The 15,803-nt window shown below is 71.4% G+C and carries 13 protein-coding genes; 5 read left to right on the top strand and 8 right to left on the bottom strand.

The window, feature by feature from the left end; translation table 11 throughout:
• Positions 1-21: 21 nt before the first annotated feature.
• The 4 genes from PQI07_RS33270 to PQI07_RS33285 form a co-directional block, all read right to left on the bottom strand.
• Complete coding sequence (locus tag PQI07_RS33270) at positions 22-1,164, bottom strand: extracellular catalytic domain type 1 short-chain-length polyhydroxyalkanoate depolymerase (protein ID WP_446721012.1); 1,143 nt, start codon at positions 1,162-1,164, stop codon at positions 22-24.
• Between the two features lie 220 nt (positions 1,165-1,384).
• A complete protein-coding gene (locus PQI07_RS33275; RefSeq protein WP_075379812.1) occupies positions 1,385-1,804 on the bottom strand; it encodes a CopG family transcriptional regulator in 420 nt (139 codons plus the stop codon).
• Positions 1,805-2,372: 568 nt separating this feature from the next.
• Entirely contained in the window at positions 2,373-4,298 is a 1,926-nt protein-coding gene (locus PQI07_RS33280) for a propionyl-CoA synthetase (RefSeq protein WP_274929009.1), read from the bottom strand.
• Positions 4,299-4,744: 446 nt separating this feature from the next.
• The gene (locus PQI07_RS33285; protein ID WP_043347966.1) at positions 4,745-4,927 is read right to left on the bottom strand and encodes a YdcH family protein; all 183 of its coding nucleotides are present in this window, start codon (positions 4,925-4,927) and stop codon (positions 4,745-4,747) included.
• Positions 4,928-5,058: 131 nt separating this feature from the next.
• Here PQI07_RS33285 and PQI07_RS33290 point away from each other — a divergent pair, with 131 nt between their 5' ends.
• From PQI07_RS33290 to PQI07_RS33305, 4 genes are all read left to right on the top strand, one after another.
• Positions 5,059-5,319, top strand: a complete 261-nt coding sequence (locus PQI07_RS33290; RefSeq protein ID WP_078947082.1) for a YdcH family protein — start codon at positions 5,059-5,061, stop codon at positions 5,317-5,319.
• Positions 5,320-5,397: 78 nt separating this feature from the next.
• Complete coding sequence (gene purE / locus PQI07_RS33295; protein ID WP_043756154.1) at positions 5,398-5,895, top strand: 5-(carboxyamino)imidazole ribonucleotide mutase; 498 nt, start codon at positions 5,398-5,400, stop codon at positions 5,893-5,895.
• On the top strand, positions 5,892-7,004 hold the full coding sequence (locus PQI07_RS33300; protein ID WP_043383440.1) for a 5-(carboxyamino)imidazole ribonucleotide synthase: 1,113 nt from the start codon (positions 5,892-5,894) through the stop codon (positions 7,002-7,004). Before purE ends, PQI07_RS33300 begins: the two co-directional genes overlap by 4 nt.
• 331 nt (positions 7,005-7,335) lie before the next feature.
• Entirely contained in the window at positions 7,336-8,208 is an 873-nt protein-coding gene (locus PQI07_RS33305; RefSeq protein ID WP_043347979.1) for a tetratricopeptide repeat protein, read from the top strand.
• A 132-nt stretch (positions 8,209-8,340) separates the two neighbouring features.
• Here the strand turns inward: PQI07_RS33305 and PQI07_RS33310 are convergent, their stop codons facing one another.
• From PQI07_RS33310 to PQI07_RS33325, 4 genes are all read right to left on the bottom strand, one after another.
• Entirely contained in the window at positions 8,341-9,495 is a 1,155-nt protein-coding gene (locus tag PQI07_RS33310) for an acyl-CoA dehydrogenase family protein (protein WP_274929010.1), read from the bottom strand.
• 248 nt (positions 9,496-9,743) lie between these two features.
• Positions 9,744-10,940, bottom strand: coding sequence for an acyl-CoA dehydrogenase family protein (locus tag PQI07_RS33315; RefSeq protein WP_179698394.1), 1,197 nt, complete (start codon positions 10,938-10,940; stop codon positions 9,744-9,746).
• A gap of 4 nt (positions 10,941-10,944) precedes the next feature.
• The gene (locus tag PQI07_RS33320; protein WP_274929011.1) at positions 10,945-12,132 is read right to left on the bottom strand and encodes an acetyl-CoA C-acyltransferase; all 1,188 of its coding nucleotides are present in this window, start codon (positions 12,130-12,132) and stop codon (positions 10,945-10,947) included.
• 166 nt (positions 12,133-12,298) lie between these two features.
• Entirely contained in the window at positions 12,299-14,371 is a 2,073-nt protein-coding gene (locus PQI07_RS33325; RefSeq protein WP_274929012.1) for a 3-hydroxyacyl-CoA dehydrogenase NAD-binding domain-containing protein, read from the bottom strand.
• 346 nt (positions 14,372-14,717) lie between these two features.
• Between PQI07_RS33325 and PQI07_RS33330 the strand changes: the two genes are divergently transcribed.
• Positions 14,718-15,734 (top strand): NAD(P)H-dependent flavin oxidoreductase, encoded by a 1,017-nt coding sequence (locus PQI07_RS33330; RefSeq protein WP_170861890.1) that lies wholly within the window; start codon positions 14,718-14,720, stop codon positions 15,732-15,734.
• Positions 15,735-15,803 lie beyond the last annotated feature (69 nt).

Here is a 15,803-nt window from a genome sequence, read left to right on the forward strand (position 1 = left end):
TCGCCACGGTCAGGGGCACGATCAGGCACGGTCCGCGGATGCTCCTTCCTGCGCCAGGAAGAACCGGACCATCTCGCCGCTGGCATCGGGCCCGCGCGGATCGGTGTAGGATCCGTCGGGGCTTCCGCCCGACCAGGCGTGCCCGGCCCCGTGCAGAACCCACTGCTCCAGCACCGGCCGGCCGGTCACGTCGCTGCGGACCGTCCGGGTATAAGCCATGCCCCCGGGGCTCGTGCCCCGGCTGACCGTCTCGTCCAGGCCCGGGGCCGGCACGGCCTGCGCCGCGACCCGATCGCCATTGACGGGATGCACGGTTCGATCACCGTCGCCGTGGAACACGATGGTCGGGACCGCCTGCCGATTCGGCCCCGGTGCCGACCCTTGCCCCTGCATGGCCGCGAAGGCGGTGGGCATGTCCCGGGCCGCCCCGCAGGCCAGCCCGGAATGGATGCCCACGGCCGCGAACAGGTCCGGATAGGTCGCCGCCAGGATCGCCGCCGCGGCGCCGCCGGCCGAGAGCCCGGCCGCGTAGATCCGGCCGGGATCGGCCGAGAACTCCGCCACGACCGACCGGGCGATGCCGGCGATCAGCGCCGGCTCGCCGCCCTCGCGGACTTGGTCGCCCGCCGCGTACCAGTTCCAGCAGCGCTGCAGGTTGGCTGACGGGGGCTGTTCCGGATAGGCGACCAGGAACGTCTGCTCCTCGGCCAGGGCGTTCATCCGCGTGCCGGCCGCGAAATCGTCGGGGTTCTGGGTGCAGCCGTGCAGCATCACGATGACGGGCAGAGCCTGACCCCGGTAGCCGCTCGGGACGTAGACCTTGTAGCCCCGGCTGCCGGCGGCCTCCGTGAAAACGCGATCCTCGAACCGCGCCCCGGGCGGGACTTCGGCGGCAGGGCGGCGGCCTGACGGGCCGGCATTCGGCAGCCGCTCGCGCAGGGCGCGCAACATCGCCGACAGGTCCGGGGCCGTCCCTGGTCGCGAACCGCCGCCTTGATCCGGCGCCGTCCAGGCACCGCCGGCCGCCGTCGGCGCCTCCATGTCGAGGGTCTGCTCGGCATGACCGGCGGTGCCGGGCCGGTCTGCCATGCCGCGTCGTGCCTCGGTCCATTGCGCGACGGCGGCCTCCTGGCCGCGGCGGAACCGCGCCATCGCGTCCTGCATCCGGGCGGTCCGGTCCGCTGCCCCGGTTCCTCGCCCGGTTCCTGGCCCCGTTCCCCTGCCCTTCGCCGTCGCGGATCCGAAGGCGTGCGGGTCGAATTGCGGCATTCCGAACGCCGAGAGGTCGAGCTTCGACGGGTCAATCTTGGGGAAACGGAACATGGGGAGGATCCTCATACGGCGTGGTTCGGGTGGAGATTCCGCGCGACCGGGGCGCGGACGGTCAGGTGGTCCGGTCGGCCAGTGCCGCCTTGACGGCGGCGCTGGCCTGGAAGGCACCCAGGACCTCCACGGACGCGATCGCGGCCCGCGCCAGTTCGGGGGTGACGTCGGCGGCGATCGTGGCGAGGCCCAGGACCTGGATGTGCAGGGGCGAGCCGGCATCCCGAGCCGCTTCCAGGTCCGCGCGGGAGAAGTGCGAGAGCCCCAGCCGGAGCTGGCGCCGCGCCACCGATTGCCGGACCGCCTCCTCCTGCCGGTCCAGCTGATTGCGCACGGCCGTGCGGATGAAGTCGGCCCGGTTGGCGTAGAAGCCGTCGCGGACCATCAGGTCGACGCGCCCGAGATCGACGAAGCCGAGATTGACCGTGATCTTCTCGCTGTCCGGCACCTTCGGACGGAGGTCGCGCGCGGTGTCGGTCATCGTCGAAACATCTCCAGGCCATCCCGTCGGATGGTCTAGAGATGGTTATGGGCATCCGAAGCGCAATGGGCGTTGGCGTATCGAGACCGGCGGCGGCGCCGCGCACGCCTGTCATGCGGCCCGGGAACCTGCCCGGCAGCCCGCGCGCGCTCTCACCGGGGAGTGGCGGCGTCCCAGAGCGTGCCAGGGTGGCGATGCGGCGATCGTCGCCTCCCCGGGGGGCGGCGAACGAGGTCGCAGATCCCGTGCGGAATGGCGCAGGCTCGAGCGGTGCGGTGCCATCTGCCCCGCCCCCACCCGTCGCCTCTCCCCTGAGCGTGGGGGAGGCCGCACTCGCGTTCCCGGGGCAGTGGCGCCGGGCGGAAATCTGCGGATCAGGCAGGCGCGCTGAGCGCGGCGGCCGCAGAGGGGCGACGGCGGGTCAGGGCGGCCGCATCCTGCATCGCCCCCCTCACCGCCGCTGCGGCTCTACCCGCAGGATGCGGTTGGGCCGCGCCGTGACCCGGCGCCGCGCGGGGAGAGCCGCCTGGACTCGGCGCCTGTCCCGATCGCGGGACCGTCCGGCCCTTCAATCGGCGCCGATTCCCCGTCCCTTCAGGCTCTCGTCGATCTCGTCGAGGGCCGCTGCGTCGTCGATCGTCGCCGGCATCGTCCAGGGCTCGTGGTCGGCGATGCGCTTCATGGTGGCCCGCAGGATCTTGCCCGACCGGGTCTTGGGCAGCCGCGGCACGGTGAGGGCCAGCTTGAATGCCGCCACGGGGCCGATCTCGTCGCGCACCTTGGCCACGAGTTCCCGCTCGATCGTCTCGGTCGGCCGGTCGACGCCGGCCTTGAGCACCACGAAGCCACAGGGGACTTCGCCCTTCAAGGCGTCCCGGATGCCGATGACCGCGCACTCGGCCACGTCCGGATGGCCCGCCAGCACTGCCTCCATGCCGCCAGTGGACAGGCGGTGCCCGGCGACGTTGATGATGTCGTCGGTGCGTCCCAGCACCGTGATGTAGCCGTCCGCGTCGATCACCCCGGCATCCGAGGTGTCGTAGTAGCCCGGGAACGTGGAAAGGTAGCTCGACCGCATGCGCGCGTCCGAGCCCCAGAGCGTCGGCAGGCAGCCGGGGGGCAGGGGCAGGCGGATCGCGATGGTGCCCATGGTCCCGGCCGGGACCGGTTTGCCGCCCTCGTCCAGCACCTCGACTTGGTAGCCCGGCATCGGCACGCAGGTGCTACCGTGCTTCACCGGCAGGAGGCCGAGACCCATCGGGTTGCCGGCGATCGGCCAGCCGGTCTCGGTCTGCCACCAATGGTCGATCACCGGCCGGTTCAGCACCCGCTCGGCCCAGGCGACCGAATCGGGATCGGCGCGCTCGCCCGCGAGGAACAGGCTGCGGAAGGCGGAGAGGTCGTAATCGGCGATCCGGGCGCCGGCGGAATCCTCCTTCTTGATGGCCCGCAGCGCCGTCGGCGCGGTGAACAGGCACACGACCCCGTACTCGGCGACGACCCGCCAGAATGCGCCGGCATCCGGCGTGCCCACCGGCTTGCCCTCGTACAGGACCGTGGTGCAGCCGTGCAGGAGCGGCGCGTAGACGATGTAGGAGTGCCCGACGACCCAGCCGATGTCGGAGGCGCAGAAATAGGTCTCGCCGGGCTGGACGCCGTAGAGGTTCGGCATCGACCACGCGAGGGCGACGAGGTAGCCGCCGGTATCGCGGACCACGCCCTTGGGCTTCCCGGTCGTCCCGGAGGTGTAGAGGATGTAGAGCGGGTCGGTGGCGGCGACCGGCACGCAGGCCGCCCGCTGCCCCGCCGCACGGGCGGCCGCCACGGTCTCGGCCCAGTCGCGGTCCCGCTCCGGCATGAGCGTCGCGGCGGCCTGCGGGCGCTGCAGGATCAGGCAGGCTTCCGGCTTGTGGCGCGAGGCCGCGATCGCCGCGTCGAGGAGCGGCTTGTAGGCGACCACGCGGTTCGGCTCGATCCCGCAGGAGGCGGCGAGCACCACCTTCGGCGCCGCGTCCTCGATCCGCACCGCCAGCTCGTTGGCCGCGAAGCCGCCGAACACGACCGAATGCACCGCGCCGAGCCGTGCGCAGGCCAGCATGCCGAACAGGGCCTCGGGCACCATCGGCATGTAGAGGATCACCCGGTCGCCCTTGCCGACGCCGAGGCCGGCGAGGACGGCGGCCAGTACCGCCACCTCGTCGCGCAACGCGCGGTAGGTGATGCTGCGCTTGGTCCCGGTGACGGGCGAATCGTAGCGGATCGCCACCTGATCCGCCCGCGCTCCGTCGGCGTGACGGTCCACGGCATTGTGGCAGGCGTTCAGGGTGCCGTCCGGAAACCAGCGGCCGTAGGGGCCGGAATCCGGCGCGAAGGCCCGCTGCGGGACGTCCGCCCAGTCGAGCGCCTGCGCCGCGCCGAGCCAGAACGCCTCCGGGTCGCGGCGGGCCGAGTCGTAGATGTCCGGGTAGCGGCCCGGCAGGCTGGCTCTCGTCATCGGTTCGGCGTTTCCTCGCGGGCCGCTCTCCGGCGGCGGGGCCCAGAGTAGCGCATTCTTCCGCGGGTGCGAGGCCGGTTGTGGGTCGCCGGAACCCCCACGCGCCTTCGCTCGCGCGATCGGGGTGCTCCGTGACGCGTTCGCCGGATGCATCCCGGATCGGCGGCTTCGAAGCCGGGCGCCTCGGCGTGCCCGGCGGGAAATGCATCTGCCGGGAGGTCGCGGGTCGTCTGTTTCGATCCCCGGGCGTGCGGGCGCGGCAGGCGCCCCGTCGCCAAGGCTCCGGGGTCACATCCGCGAGAGCACGACGCCCGCCCGGATCGGCGATCCCCAGGCGGCCGTTTCTCCAAACGGGCGGTCGCAGAACGCAAAACCGCCGCACCGGTCTCCCGATGCGGCGGCAGCTGTCGTGCCGTTTCTGCTATCCGTGCGGACGGATCAGGGGCTCAGTGCAGCGTATTGCCGTTCGCCTGCAGCCTGTTGATCTCGTCTTTGAGAAGGAGTTTCCGTCGCTTCATCTCGGCGATGTGAAGGTCGTTCGCCGAAGGCCTGTGGATCGCTTCCTGAATCTCACGCTCGAGGGCTTCGTGCTTCCGGGCGAGTTGGTTCAGATGCGTCTGCAGCGACATGAGCCGAATCTCCTGTCATCGTTTCGACACACCGAGATTGGCACAAGATGCCGGACCTGTCGAAGCGTTTTCTGCTGCTAAGTCTGATGATTGCTTACCGCGCCGTCTTGTCCGGCGCCGGAGCGTGACGCATGCTCTCGGGCCATGAACGGTCTTCGGGTCCTCAGGTGACGATGGCGGACGAGGCGGGTGAGAGTGCGCAGTCGGACCTCCTGGGCGAACTGGCGCGGCTGCGCGAGGAGCACCGGGATCTCGACGGTGCCATCGAGGCGCTGGAGCGCAGCGTGGCTGGCGACCAGCTCCAGATCCAGCGTCTGAAGAAGCGCAAGCTCACCCTGCGTGACCGCATCTTCCACATCGAGGACGCGCTCACGCCGGACATCATCGCCTGATGCCGGTGGACGTCTTCGGGCCGCGCCTTGCCGCGGGCCCGCACCGCCTGTAAGCGCCCTCTTTTTCCGGGATCAACGATGGCGTCGCCTCCGGTCGCGATCATCATGGGCAGCCAGTCCGACTGGGCGACCATGCGGCATGCCGCCGAGACGCTCGATGCCCTCGGCGTACCCTACGACGCGCGCATCGTGTCGGCCCACCGCACGCCGGACCGGCTCGTGGCCTTCGCCAAAGGCGCGGTCGCGGCCGGCCTCAAGGTCGTGATCGCGGGGGCGGGCGGCGCCGCGCACCTGCCCGGCATGGCGGCCGCGATGACCCGCCTGCCGGTTTTCGGCGTCCCGGTGGAATCCAAGGCCCTGTCTGGCCAGGACAGCCTCCTCTCGATCGTCCAGATGCCGGCGGGCATCCCGGTGGGGACCCTGGCGATCGGCCGGGCCGGGGCCATCAACGCGGCCCTGCTCGCCGCCGCCGTCCTGGCGCTCTCCGATCCGGATCTGGCGGAGCGCCTGGAGGCGTGGCGCGCGGCCCAGACCGCCTCGGTGGCCGAACGGCCGGTGACGGAAGAGAACGCGTGACGGACAAGATCCTCGGCCCCGGCTCCACCCTCGGCATCGTCGGTGGAGGCCAACTCGGGCGCATGATCGCGCTGGCGGCGGCCGATTACGGCCTCAAGGCGCACGTCTACGCCCCCGACGCGGACAGCCCCGCCTTCGACGTGGCCGCCCGGACCACCTGCGCGGCCTACGACGATGCCGAGGCGCTGGCCGCCTTCGCGCGCAGCGTCGATGTCGTGACCTACGAGTTCGAGAATATCCCGCACGCCACGGCCGACATCCTGGCCCGGCACGCCGCCCTGCACCCGAACGCGCGGGCGCTCTCGACCACGCAGGACCGCCTCTCCGAGAAGGAATTCATCAACGGGCTGGGCATCCCGACGGCGCCGTTCCGGGCGGTGGACACGCCCGACGATCTCGACCGGGCGATCGAGGTGATCGGCCTGCCGGCGGTGCTCAAAACCCGCCGCTTCGGCTACGACGGCAAGGGGCAGCGCATGCTCCGCGAGCGGGCCGAGGGCGACCGCAACGCCCTGTTCGCCGAGTTCGGCGGCGCGCCGCTGATCCTGGAGGGCTTCGTGCCGTTCGAGCGTGAGGTCTCCGTGGTGGGCGCCCGCGGGCGCGACGGCAGCTTCGCGGCCTACGACCTGTGCGAGAACGAGCACCGCGATCACATCCTCGCTCTGACGCGGGTGCCGGCCCCGGGCGTGGCCCCGGAGACGGGACGCATCGCCCTCGAGATCGCCCGTCGGATCGCCGACGCCCTCGACTATGTCGGCGTCCTCGCCGTCGAGATGTTCCTCGTCCGCGAGGACGGGGCGGAGCGGCTCGTGGTCAACGAGATCGCGCCCCGGGTCCACAATTCCGGTCACTGGACCAGCGAGGGGGCGCTGACCTCGCAATTCGCCCAGCACGTGCGGGCCGTCTGCGGCTGGCCGCTGGGCGATCCGGGCCGGGTCGGCGGCCTGCCGGTGGAGATGCGCAACCTGATCGGTGCCCAGGCCGACGACTGGCACGCCCTGCTGGCCGAGCCCGGCGCCCATCTGCACCTCTACGGCAAGGGCGAGGCGCGTCCCGGCCGGAAGATGGGTCACGTGACCCGCCTCGGGCCCGTCCCGGCCGGTTCCTGAGGCTTCGAAGGCACACCTGCATCGTCGCATGGCGGTCGGAAGCCCGCCTGCGGCGTCCCGGAACCGTCGAGCCATACCTTCGCCACATCCCACCGCTTCCACCACAGCGTGGTCGGTTCCGAATGCTGTCGATCGATTCCGCCTGTACCGCCTTCGTCCCCGGGACGGGCGGGGGCCGGATCACGACGCGGCGCTTCTTAAGCCGGCCTTCACCGTGATGCGCGACGGTGCCCCGGATTCGGGCGTGCCCGGCGCACGGCGCGGGCTCTTGGACTGTGAGGGGCGAGGCGGGCACGCGCAAGGCGGGCGACGCCTCGGGGAGAGTGGGGCAATGAACGTACGCAACGGGCTGGGACGAAAGACGGCACTGATCGGCGCAGCCATGGTCTCGGCCGCCGGCCTCGCGGGCTGCGAGACCGTCGGGAGCGCGGCCGGCCCGCGGCAATACGCGGTCCTCGAGAAGGACACCACGGGGGCCACGAACGTCAACATCGCCTCCCTGACCGAGGTCGTGCAGCGCAACCCGAACGACGCGGCCGCCTACAACACCCGCGGCGCCGCCTATGCCCGCGCCGGCCAGTTCAACGATGCCATCGCCGACTTCACCAAGGCGATCCAGCTCGATCCGAACTCCGCCTCCGCCTACAACAACCGCGCCCTGGCGAGCCGCCAGATCGGCCGCGACGGCCCTGCCCTGCAGGACTTCACCAAGGCGATCGGGATCGATCCGAATTACGGCCCGGCCTATATCGGCCGCGCCAATGTCGAGCGCGCCCAGGGCAACCTCGACCAGGCGCTCAACGACCTCAACGTCGCGATCCGGCTGATGCCGGAATCGGCCGAGGCCTATCATGCCCGCGGCCTCGTGCGGCAGAAGCAGGGTCAGGACACGCAGGCGATCGCCGATTTCGACGCCGCCATCGACCGCGACCCCTTCAAGTCCGCGCCCTACGCCGCACGCGGCCAGAGCCTGATCGCCACGAACCAGTACCCGAAGGCGATCGAGGACTACAACGCGGCCCTCAACGTCAACAACAAGGACGCCACCTCCTGGGCCTATCGCGGCCTGGCCTACGAGAAGTCGGGCCAGCGCAAGGAGGCGATGGAGAACTACCAGCGCGCAGCGACGATCGATCCGAACAATTCCGTCGCCCGCGCCGGCCTCGGCCGGGTGCAGGGCGGGGTCGGCTCGCTGTTCAACTGACCGCTCGACGGTCTGAAGGCGGTTTCAAAAGGTCTCCGCCTCCCCTGCCTGGGGCGGAGACCTGTTCGTTGGGGTTTCACCCCGACACCCCACCAAAGGGCACGCCCTTTGGAAGCCCCTTGTCCGCGTGGGTTACGCCGCCAGCAGTCCGTTCGCGTCCTGCGTGATGCGGCGCAGGTGATGGGCGGTGTCGCCGAGCTGGTACTCGATCATGGCGAGCCGCTTGAAGTGGTGGGCGCCGATATACTCGAGGGTCATGCCGATGCCGCCGTGGAGCTGCACGGCCTCCTGGCCGACATACCGGCAGGCCTTGTTGATCTGGACCTTCACGGCCGATAGGGCCGCCGCACGCGCCGCCGCATCCGGCGTGTCGACCATCATGGCGGCGTAGAGGGCCATCGAGCGGGCCTGCTCCAGCTGAATCAGCATGTCCACCGCCCGGTGCTGCAGCGCCTGGAACGAGCCGACGCTGACGCCGAACTGCTTGCGGGTCTTGAGGTACTCGACCGTGAGCGTGTGGAGCGCGTCCATGGAGCCCACCGCCTCGGCGGCGAGCCCCGCGATCCCGTGCTCCACCACCCGCTCCAGCAGCGGCAGGCCGGCTTCGGGATCGCCCAGCGCCGCGTCGCCGGGCAGCTGTACCTCCGAGAAGGACACCTCCGCGGCCCGGCCGCCATCCTGCGTCGGGTAGGCCTCGATCGCGACGCCGGCGGCGTCGGCCGGGACCAGGAACAGGCCGATCCCCTGCGCGTCGCGCCGCTCCCCCGACACGCGGGCGGAGACCACCATCAGGCCGGCCGCGTCGGCGTTGGGTACGACGCTCTTGGCCCCGCTCAGCACGAAACCGTCGCCGGAGCGTCGGGCCGTGGTCGCCACGTCGGCGAGGTCATAGCGGGACTGGCGCTCGGTGTGGGCGAGGGTCAGGCGCAGGTCACCGGAGACCAAGTCGGGAACGAGGCGCGCCTTCTGCGCGGCGCTGCCGCCGAGCCGCAGGGCCGTCGAGCCGAGAACGAGGCTCGCCAGCAGCGGCTCGACCACGAGGTTGCGGCCGACCGCCTCCATGACCAGCATGGTCTCGACCGGGCCGCCGCCGAGGCCGCCGTCCTCGTCCGAGAAGGGCAGTCCCGTGACGCCGAGTTCGGAAAAAGCCGCCCAGCCCTCCGCGGGGAAGCCGAGCGGCGCCTTGAGCCGGGCCTGCCGGCTTTCCAGGGACGGGTAGAGATCGGCGGCCAGCCGCTCGACGCTGTCGCGCAGGAGCGACTGGTCCTCGTTCAGATCGAAATCCATGGTGGTGTCCTCGGACGTTCCCTCCCCCCTCTGCGGGGGAGGGCGGCCCCTGCGTCAGCAGGGGCCGGGAGAGGGGAACCCGGCTGCAGGACAGGGCGCGACCGGCATGAAGGGCGTGCCGCGTCCTGAAACGTCGCTCCCCTCTCCCGACCCCCTTCGGGGGCCACCCTCCCCCGCAGAGGGGGGGAGGGAGAGCCGAGGCCGCGACCGCCGCGTTTCTCAAGCCTGCGAGCGGATCCGGGATCGTCTCACAACCCCAGAATGCCCTTGGCGATGACGTTGTGCTGGATCTCGTTCGAACCGCCGTAGATCGAGACCTTGCGGTTGTTGAAGTAGCTCGGCGCCGCCGCATCGACCCAGTCGAAGCCCCCGGGCAGGTTGTTGGCCCCTGCCCCGCGTGCCGGGGCGGCGAGCGCGAACGGCCCGGCGAGCTCCACCAGCAGCTCCGTCGCCGCCTGCTGGAGCTGCGAGCCGCGGATCTTGAGGAGCGAGGAGGCGGGGTCCGGCTCCACCGAATCCGCCCGGCCCTGCTTGGCCGCCACCCGCATCTGGGTGATCTCCAGGGCCTTCAGCTCGACCTCGACCTCCGCGACGCGGGACCGGAAGGCGGGATCGTCCCACATCGTGCCGGGTCCGGCCGGCATTTCCCGGGCGAGGCGCTTGATCCGGGCGATCCGCTCCTTGGTGAGCCCGATCCGGGCGATGCCGGTGCGCTCGTTGGCGAGCAGGAATTTCGCGTAGTCCCAGCCCTTGTTCTCCTCGCCGACGAGGTTCTCCACCGGCACGCGCACGGAATCGAAGAAGACCTCGTTGACCTCGTGCCGGCCCTCCAGGGTGAGGATCGGCCGCACGGTGATGCCTGGGCTCTTCATGTCGATGAGCAGGAATGAGATGCCGCGCTGCTTCTTGGCCTCGAAATCGGTGCGGACGAGACAGAAGATCCAGTCGGCGTGCTGGCCGAGCGTCGTCCAGGTCTTCTGGCCGTCCACGACGTAGTGGTCGCCGTCGCGCACGGCCTTGGTCTTCAGCGAGGCGAGGTCGGAGCCGGCCCCGGGCTCGGAGAAGCCCTGGCACCACCAATCGTCGAGATTGGCGGCGCGCGGGAGGAAGCGCTCCTTCTGGTCCTGCCGGCCGAAGGTCGCCAGCACCGGGCCGAACATGTAGCAGTTGAACTGCTGCGGCAGGGGTACCGCCGCCTGGAACAGCTCCTCCGTGTAGATGTAGCGCTGGATCGGGGTCCAATCCCGGCCGCCAAATTCCTGCGGCCAGTGCGGCACCGCCCAGCCCTTGGCGTTGAGGATCCGCTGGCTGGTGACGTAGTCGTCCTTCGAGAGGCTGCGCCCCTCCGAGACCTTTTTTCGGATCTCGGCCGGGATCTCCGTCCGGCAGAAGTTCCGGACCTCGTCGCGGAACGCGATTTCCTCGTCGGTGAAGCGCAGATCCATCGATTCAGCTCCGGGCGATCTCGAACAGGCCGGCACAGCCCTGGCCGCCGGCGACGCACATGGTCACCACGGCGTAGCGCGCGCCGCGGCGGCGGCCTTCCAGCAGGGCGTGGCCCACGAGCCGCGCCCCCGACATGCCGAACGGGTGGCCGACCGCGATGGCGCCGCCGTTGACGTTGACCGTGTCCGGGTCGATCCCGAGCCGGTCGCGGCAATAGACCGACTGGGACGCGAAGGCCTCGTTCAGCTCCCACAGGTCGATGTCGGAGACGCGCAGACCCTGCCGTTCGAGGAGCCGCGGCACCGCGAAGACGGGGCCGATGCCCATCTCGTCCGGCCCGCAGCCGGCCGAGGCGAAGCCCCGGAAGGTTCCGAGCGGCGTCAGGCCCCGCCGCGCCGCCTCGGCGGCCGACATCAGCACCGAGGCCGAGGCCCCGTCCGACAACTGGCTGGCATTGCCCGCCGTGATGAAGGCGCCCTCCCCGCGCACGGGCTTGAGCTTGGCGAGACCCTCCAGGGTCGTGTCCGGCCGGTTGCCCTCGTCCTTGGCGAGCCGGGTCTCGACCTCCCGGGTCTCGCCGGTGGCCTTGTCGGTCACCGCCATGACGGTGCTCATCGGGACGATCTCGTCGTCGAACAATCCGCGTTCCTGCGCGGCGGCGGTGCGGCGCTGGCTCTCCAGGGCGAAGAGATCCTGCGCCTCCCGGGAGATCCGGTAGCGCTCCGCCACGATGTCGGCGGTCTCGATCATCGGCATGTAGATCGCCGGCAGGTGGGCCTCCAGCCACGCGTTGCGGGTCAGCTCCCGCTGAACCTTCGGCTGGACGAGGCTGATCGACTCGACCCCGCCCGCGACCGCCACCGGCACGCCGTCGAGGATGATCCGGCGCGCCGCGCTGGCGATCGCCTCCAGGCCCGAGGCGCAGAAGCGCGAGACCGTGACGCCGGCCGACTCGACCGGGATCCCCGCCACCAGGGCGGCGTGGCGGGCGACGTTGCCGCCCGTGGCGTTCTCCGGATAGCCGCAGCCGAGCACCACCTCCTCGACCGCCTCCGGCTCCAGCCGCGCCCGGTCCAGGGCGCCGCGGATCGCGTGGGCGGCCAGATCGGCGCCGCGGGTGAGGTTCAGCGCGCCGCGATGGGCCTTGCCGATGGGCGTGCGAGCGGTCGCGACGATCACCGCGTCGGTCATGCCGGAATCCTCTGGGGTTCCCAAAGGGCGTCACGCCCTTTGGTGGGGTGTCGGGGCGAGGCCCCGACGGATGCGGCCTCGGCCGTCAGCAGGGCGCTGCCCTGCACCCGCGAAAGGTCCCGGACCTTTCGAAGCCGGGACTTGGTGTGCGCAAGCCGAAACGGCATCAGGCCGAAGCCTTCCACTCGGCGAAGCGGCCGCCCTCGGCGGCGAGGCGCTTCAGGAGCGGGGCCGGCTCCTGGCTGTCGTCCCCGGTCTCGGCCGCGAAGCGCGACAGTGCCTCGGCGATGGTCTTCAGCCCGACCGTATCGGCCCAGTGCATCGGGCCGCCGCGCCAGGCCGGCCAGTTGTAGCCGTTGATCCAGATCGTATCGATGTCGCTCGGACGGGCCGCGACGCCCTCCTCCAGGATCCGCGCGCCCTCGTTGACCATCGGGTACATCAGTCGCGCCACGATCTCGTCCGGCGTGAAGCTGCGGCGCGCGATGCCGTGCTCGGCGGCGACGCGGGCGATCAGGGCCTCCACGTCCGGGTCGCGGGTGCCGGTGCGGGCGCCGTCCGGGTAGAGGTAGAAGCCGCGGCCGGTCTTCTGGCCGTAGCGGCCCTGCTCGGCCAGCGAATCGGCGACCGGCGCCCGGCCTCCGAAATCCTTGCGCGAGCGCCAGCCGATATCGAGCCCCGCGAGATCGCTCATGGCGAAGGGGCCCATCCGGAAGCCGAAACCGGTCACCGCCGCGTCGACCTCGTGCGGCAGCGCCCCTTCAAGCAGCAGGCGCTCGCCGGCGCGGCTGCGGCGCTCCAGCATGCGGTTTCCGACGAAGCCGAAGCAGACCCCCACCGTCACCGGCAGCTTGTTGAGGCGCTTGCCGAGATCGAGGGCGGTGGCGAGCACGTCCGGCTTGGTCTTCTCGGCCCGGACCACCTCGACGAGGCGCATGACGTTGGCCGGGCTGAAGAAGTGCAGGCCGAGCACGTCCTGCGGCCGGCCAGTCACCGCCGCGATGGCGTTCACGTCGAGATAGGAGGTGTTGGTGGCCAGGATCGCGCCCGGTTTGGCGATGGCGTCGAGCTTGGAAAAAATCTCCCGCTTGACGCCCATGTCCTCGAAAGCTGCTTCGATGACGATGTCGGCCTCCGCGGCGTTCTCCAGGCCGATCGCCCCCGTGATCCGGCCGACCCGCTCGTCGCGCTGCGCCTCGGTGATCGAGCCGCGCTTGGCCGAGCCGGCATAGAGGCCCCTCACCCGGTCGAGACCGCGCTCCAGGGCACCGGCCTCCGTTTCGATCACCGTCACGGGGATGCCGGCATTGGCGAAGCACATGGCGATCCCGCCGCCCATCGTGCCGGCGCCGATCACCGCCGCCGTCCGGACGGGGCGGCGGGGCGTGTCCTTCGGCAGGCCGGGGACGCGGGCCGCCTCGCGCTCGGCGAAGAAGGCGTAGCGCAGGGCCTTCGAGCGCGGATCCTCCACCAGGGTGCGGAACTCGGCCCGCTCCACCGCGACGGCGGCGTCGAAATCCTGCTCCAGGCCGGCGCGCACGACCCGCACCAGGGCGTGGACGTTGGTGGCGTCGGGATCCCGCTTCACCGCCTCGGCGGCCAGGCTCTCGTACCGCTCCCGGGCCTCCGGCGTGAGCTTCTCCGACCGGTCGCGCACCCGCGGGAGGCGGCCCGCATCGGCCAGCTCCAGGGCCCGGGTCCGGGCCTCCGCCACGAGGTCGCCCAGGACCACGGCGTCGATGATGCCGAGCGCCGCCGCCTTCTCGGCGGAGACGGGCTCGCCGGTGAGCATCATCGGGAAGGCGGCGTCGGGGCCGATCAGGCGCGGCAGGCGCTGCGTGCCCCCCGCCCCCGGGATGATCCCGAGCTTGATCTCCGGCAGCCCGATCTTGGCGGCCGGCGCCGCGACGCGGCTGTGGCAGGCCATCGCCAGTTCGAGGCCGCCGCCGAGGGCCACGCCGTTGATGGCCGCCACCACGGGCTTCGGGCTGGCATCGAGGCGGTCCAGGATGTCGGGCAGGCTCGGCGGCTGCTGCGGCTTGCCGAACTCGGTGATGTCGGCCCCGCCGACGAACACCTTACCCTCGGCGGCCAGCACAATCGCGCGGACCGATTCGTCCGCGATGGCCTGGTCCAGGGCCCCGTCGAGGGCGGCCCGCAACGCGGCACCGAGCGCGTTGACCGGCGGGTTGGCGAGCGTGAGCACGGCCACGCCGCCATCGACCTCCTGACGAACCACACAACACTCCCTGTCATTCTGCAATGCAGAATAATGGTCTGCACGTTGGTTGAATGTTGGTCCGGGTCGACGCGAGCGTCAAGCGAAGGTCGTGACTCGTCTGCGGCTGACGTCATCTCCGAACCGATCATTCTGCATTGCAGAAATCAACGGATGCTTCCGTTTGACCCGCGCCCCGGCGCCATGTCATCAAAACGGCCCCGGGCGGGACTCAGTTGCGGTCGCCGCCGGGTGAGCGATGATCGGGCTGCCCGAAGCAGGGGAGGATCGCGGTGCGTGGCATCCATCGGGGCGAGCGGCCCGGGAGCGCCTGTCCGGCGCGGAATCGGGCGGCAGGGAGCGGGCGGTGAGCGACGGTCCCGAGCAGACCCTGTCCGGGCGCCTGCCCGAAGCCCTGCGCGGACGCCTCGCCCTGCCGGTGATCTGCGCGCCGATGTTCATCGTCTCCGGGCCGGAACTGGTGATCGCCCAGTGCCTGTCCGGCGTGGTCGGCTCGTTCCCGGCGCTCAATGCCCGGCCCGCCGCTCTGCTCGACGAATGGCTCACGCGGATCACGCGAACGCTGGCGGAGGCCCGGGCGGCCGACCCGTCGTGCAAGGTCGCGCCCTTCGCGGTGAATCAGATCGTCCACGCGTCCAACGACCGGCTGGCCCAGGACGTCGAGGCCTGCGTCCGGCACCGGGTGCCGATCATCATCACCTCGCTGCGGGCGCCCGACGCGGTGATCCGCCCGGTTCACGCCTATGGCGGCGTGGTCTTCCACGACGTCACCACCGTGCGCCATGCCGAGAAGGCGCTGGAGGCCGGGGTCGACGGGCTGATCCTCGTCTGCGCCGGCGCGGGCGGGCATGCCGGCACGCTGAGCCCCTTCGCCCTCGTCGGTGAGATCCGGCGGTTCTACGGCGGTCCGCTGATCCTCTCGGGGGCGATCACCTCGGGCGCGGCGATCCTGGCCGCCCAGGCCATGGGGGCCGACCTCGCCTACATGGGCACCCGGTTCATCGCCACCCGGGAGGCGAACGCCGCCCCCGCCTACAAGGACATGATCGCCGGCAGCGCGGCCGCCGACATCCTCTACACCCCCTACTTCACCGGCGTGCCGGGCAACTACCTGACGCCCAGCATCCGCGCCGCCGGGCTCGATCCCGAGGCGCTGCCGGTGCGCGACAAGACCGCGATGAATTTCGGCAGCGGCGGCGTGAAGGCGTGGCGGGACGTCTGGGGCGCGGGCCAGGGCGTCGGCACCATCGCGGACGCGCCGGCCACCGCCGACCTCGTGGCCCGTCTCGCGCGGGAATACGCGGCGGCGCGGGGGCGGATGGCCGGCCTGTCGGCGGAATACGCGGGCGAGGCCGTGCCGTGAGCGTCCGGGTGCATCCGCCTCTCGCCGCCCGTTGCCCGTCCGGCGAGGGGACAGCGGCCTGCTCGGGAG

It is taken from the genome of Methylobacterium sp. 092160098-2 (assembly GCF_028920805.1).
Lineage (GTDB): Bacteria > Pseudomonadota > Alphaproteobacteria > Rhizobiales > Beijerinckiaceae > Methylobacterium > Methylobacterium fujisawaense.

Bases quoted from the DNA above. Each gene is read 5' to 3' on its own strand.
- PQI07_RS33280 (WP_274929009.1), bottom strand. From the start codon at position 4,298: ATGACGAGAGCCAGCCTGCCGGGCCGCTACCCGGACATCTACGACTCG.
- purE (WP_043756154.1), top strand. From the start codon at position 5,398: ATGGCGTCGCCTCCGGTCGCGATCATCATGGGCAGCCAGTCCGACTGG.
- PQI07_RS33310 (WP_274929010.1), bottom strand. From the start codon at position 9,495: ATGGATTTCGATCTGAACGAGGACCAGTCGCTCCTGCGCGACAGCGTC.
- PQI07_RS33270 (WP_446721012.1), bottom strand. From the start codon at position 1,164: ATGCAGGACGCGATGGCGCGGTTCCGCCGCGGCCAGGAGGCCGCCGTC.
- PQI07_RS33285 (WP_043347966.1), bottom strand. From the start codon at position 4,927: ATGTCGCTGCAGACGCATCTGAACCAACTCGCCCGGAAGCACGAAGCC.
- PQI07_RS33275 (WP_075379812.1), bottom strand. From the start codon at position 1,804: ATGACCGACACCGCGCGCGACCTCCGTCCGAAGGTGCCGGACAGCGAG.
- PQI07_RS33320 (WP_274929011.1), bottom strand. From the start codon at position 12,132: ATGACCGACGCGGTGATCGTCGCGACCGCTCGCACGCCCATCGGCAAG.
- PQI07_RS33290 (WP_078947082.1), top strand. From the start codon at position 5,059: ATGCTCTCGGGCCATGAACGGTCTTCGGGTCCTCAGGTGACGATGGCG.
- PQI07_RS33305 (WP_043347979.1), top strand. From the start codon at position 7,336: ATGAACGTACGCAACGGGCTGGGACGAAAGACGGCACTGATCGGCGCA.
- PQI07_RS33315 (WP_179698394.1), bottom strand. From the start codon at position 10,940: ATGGATCTGCGCTTCACCGACGAGGAAATCGCGTTCCGCGACGAGGTC.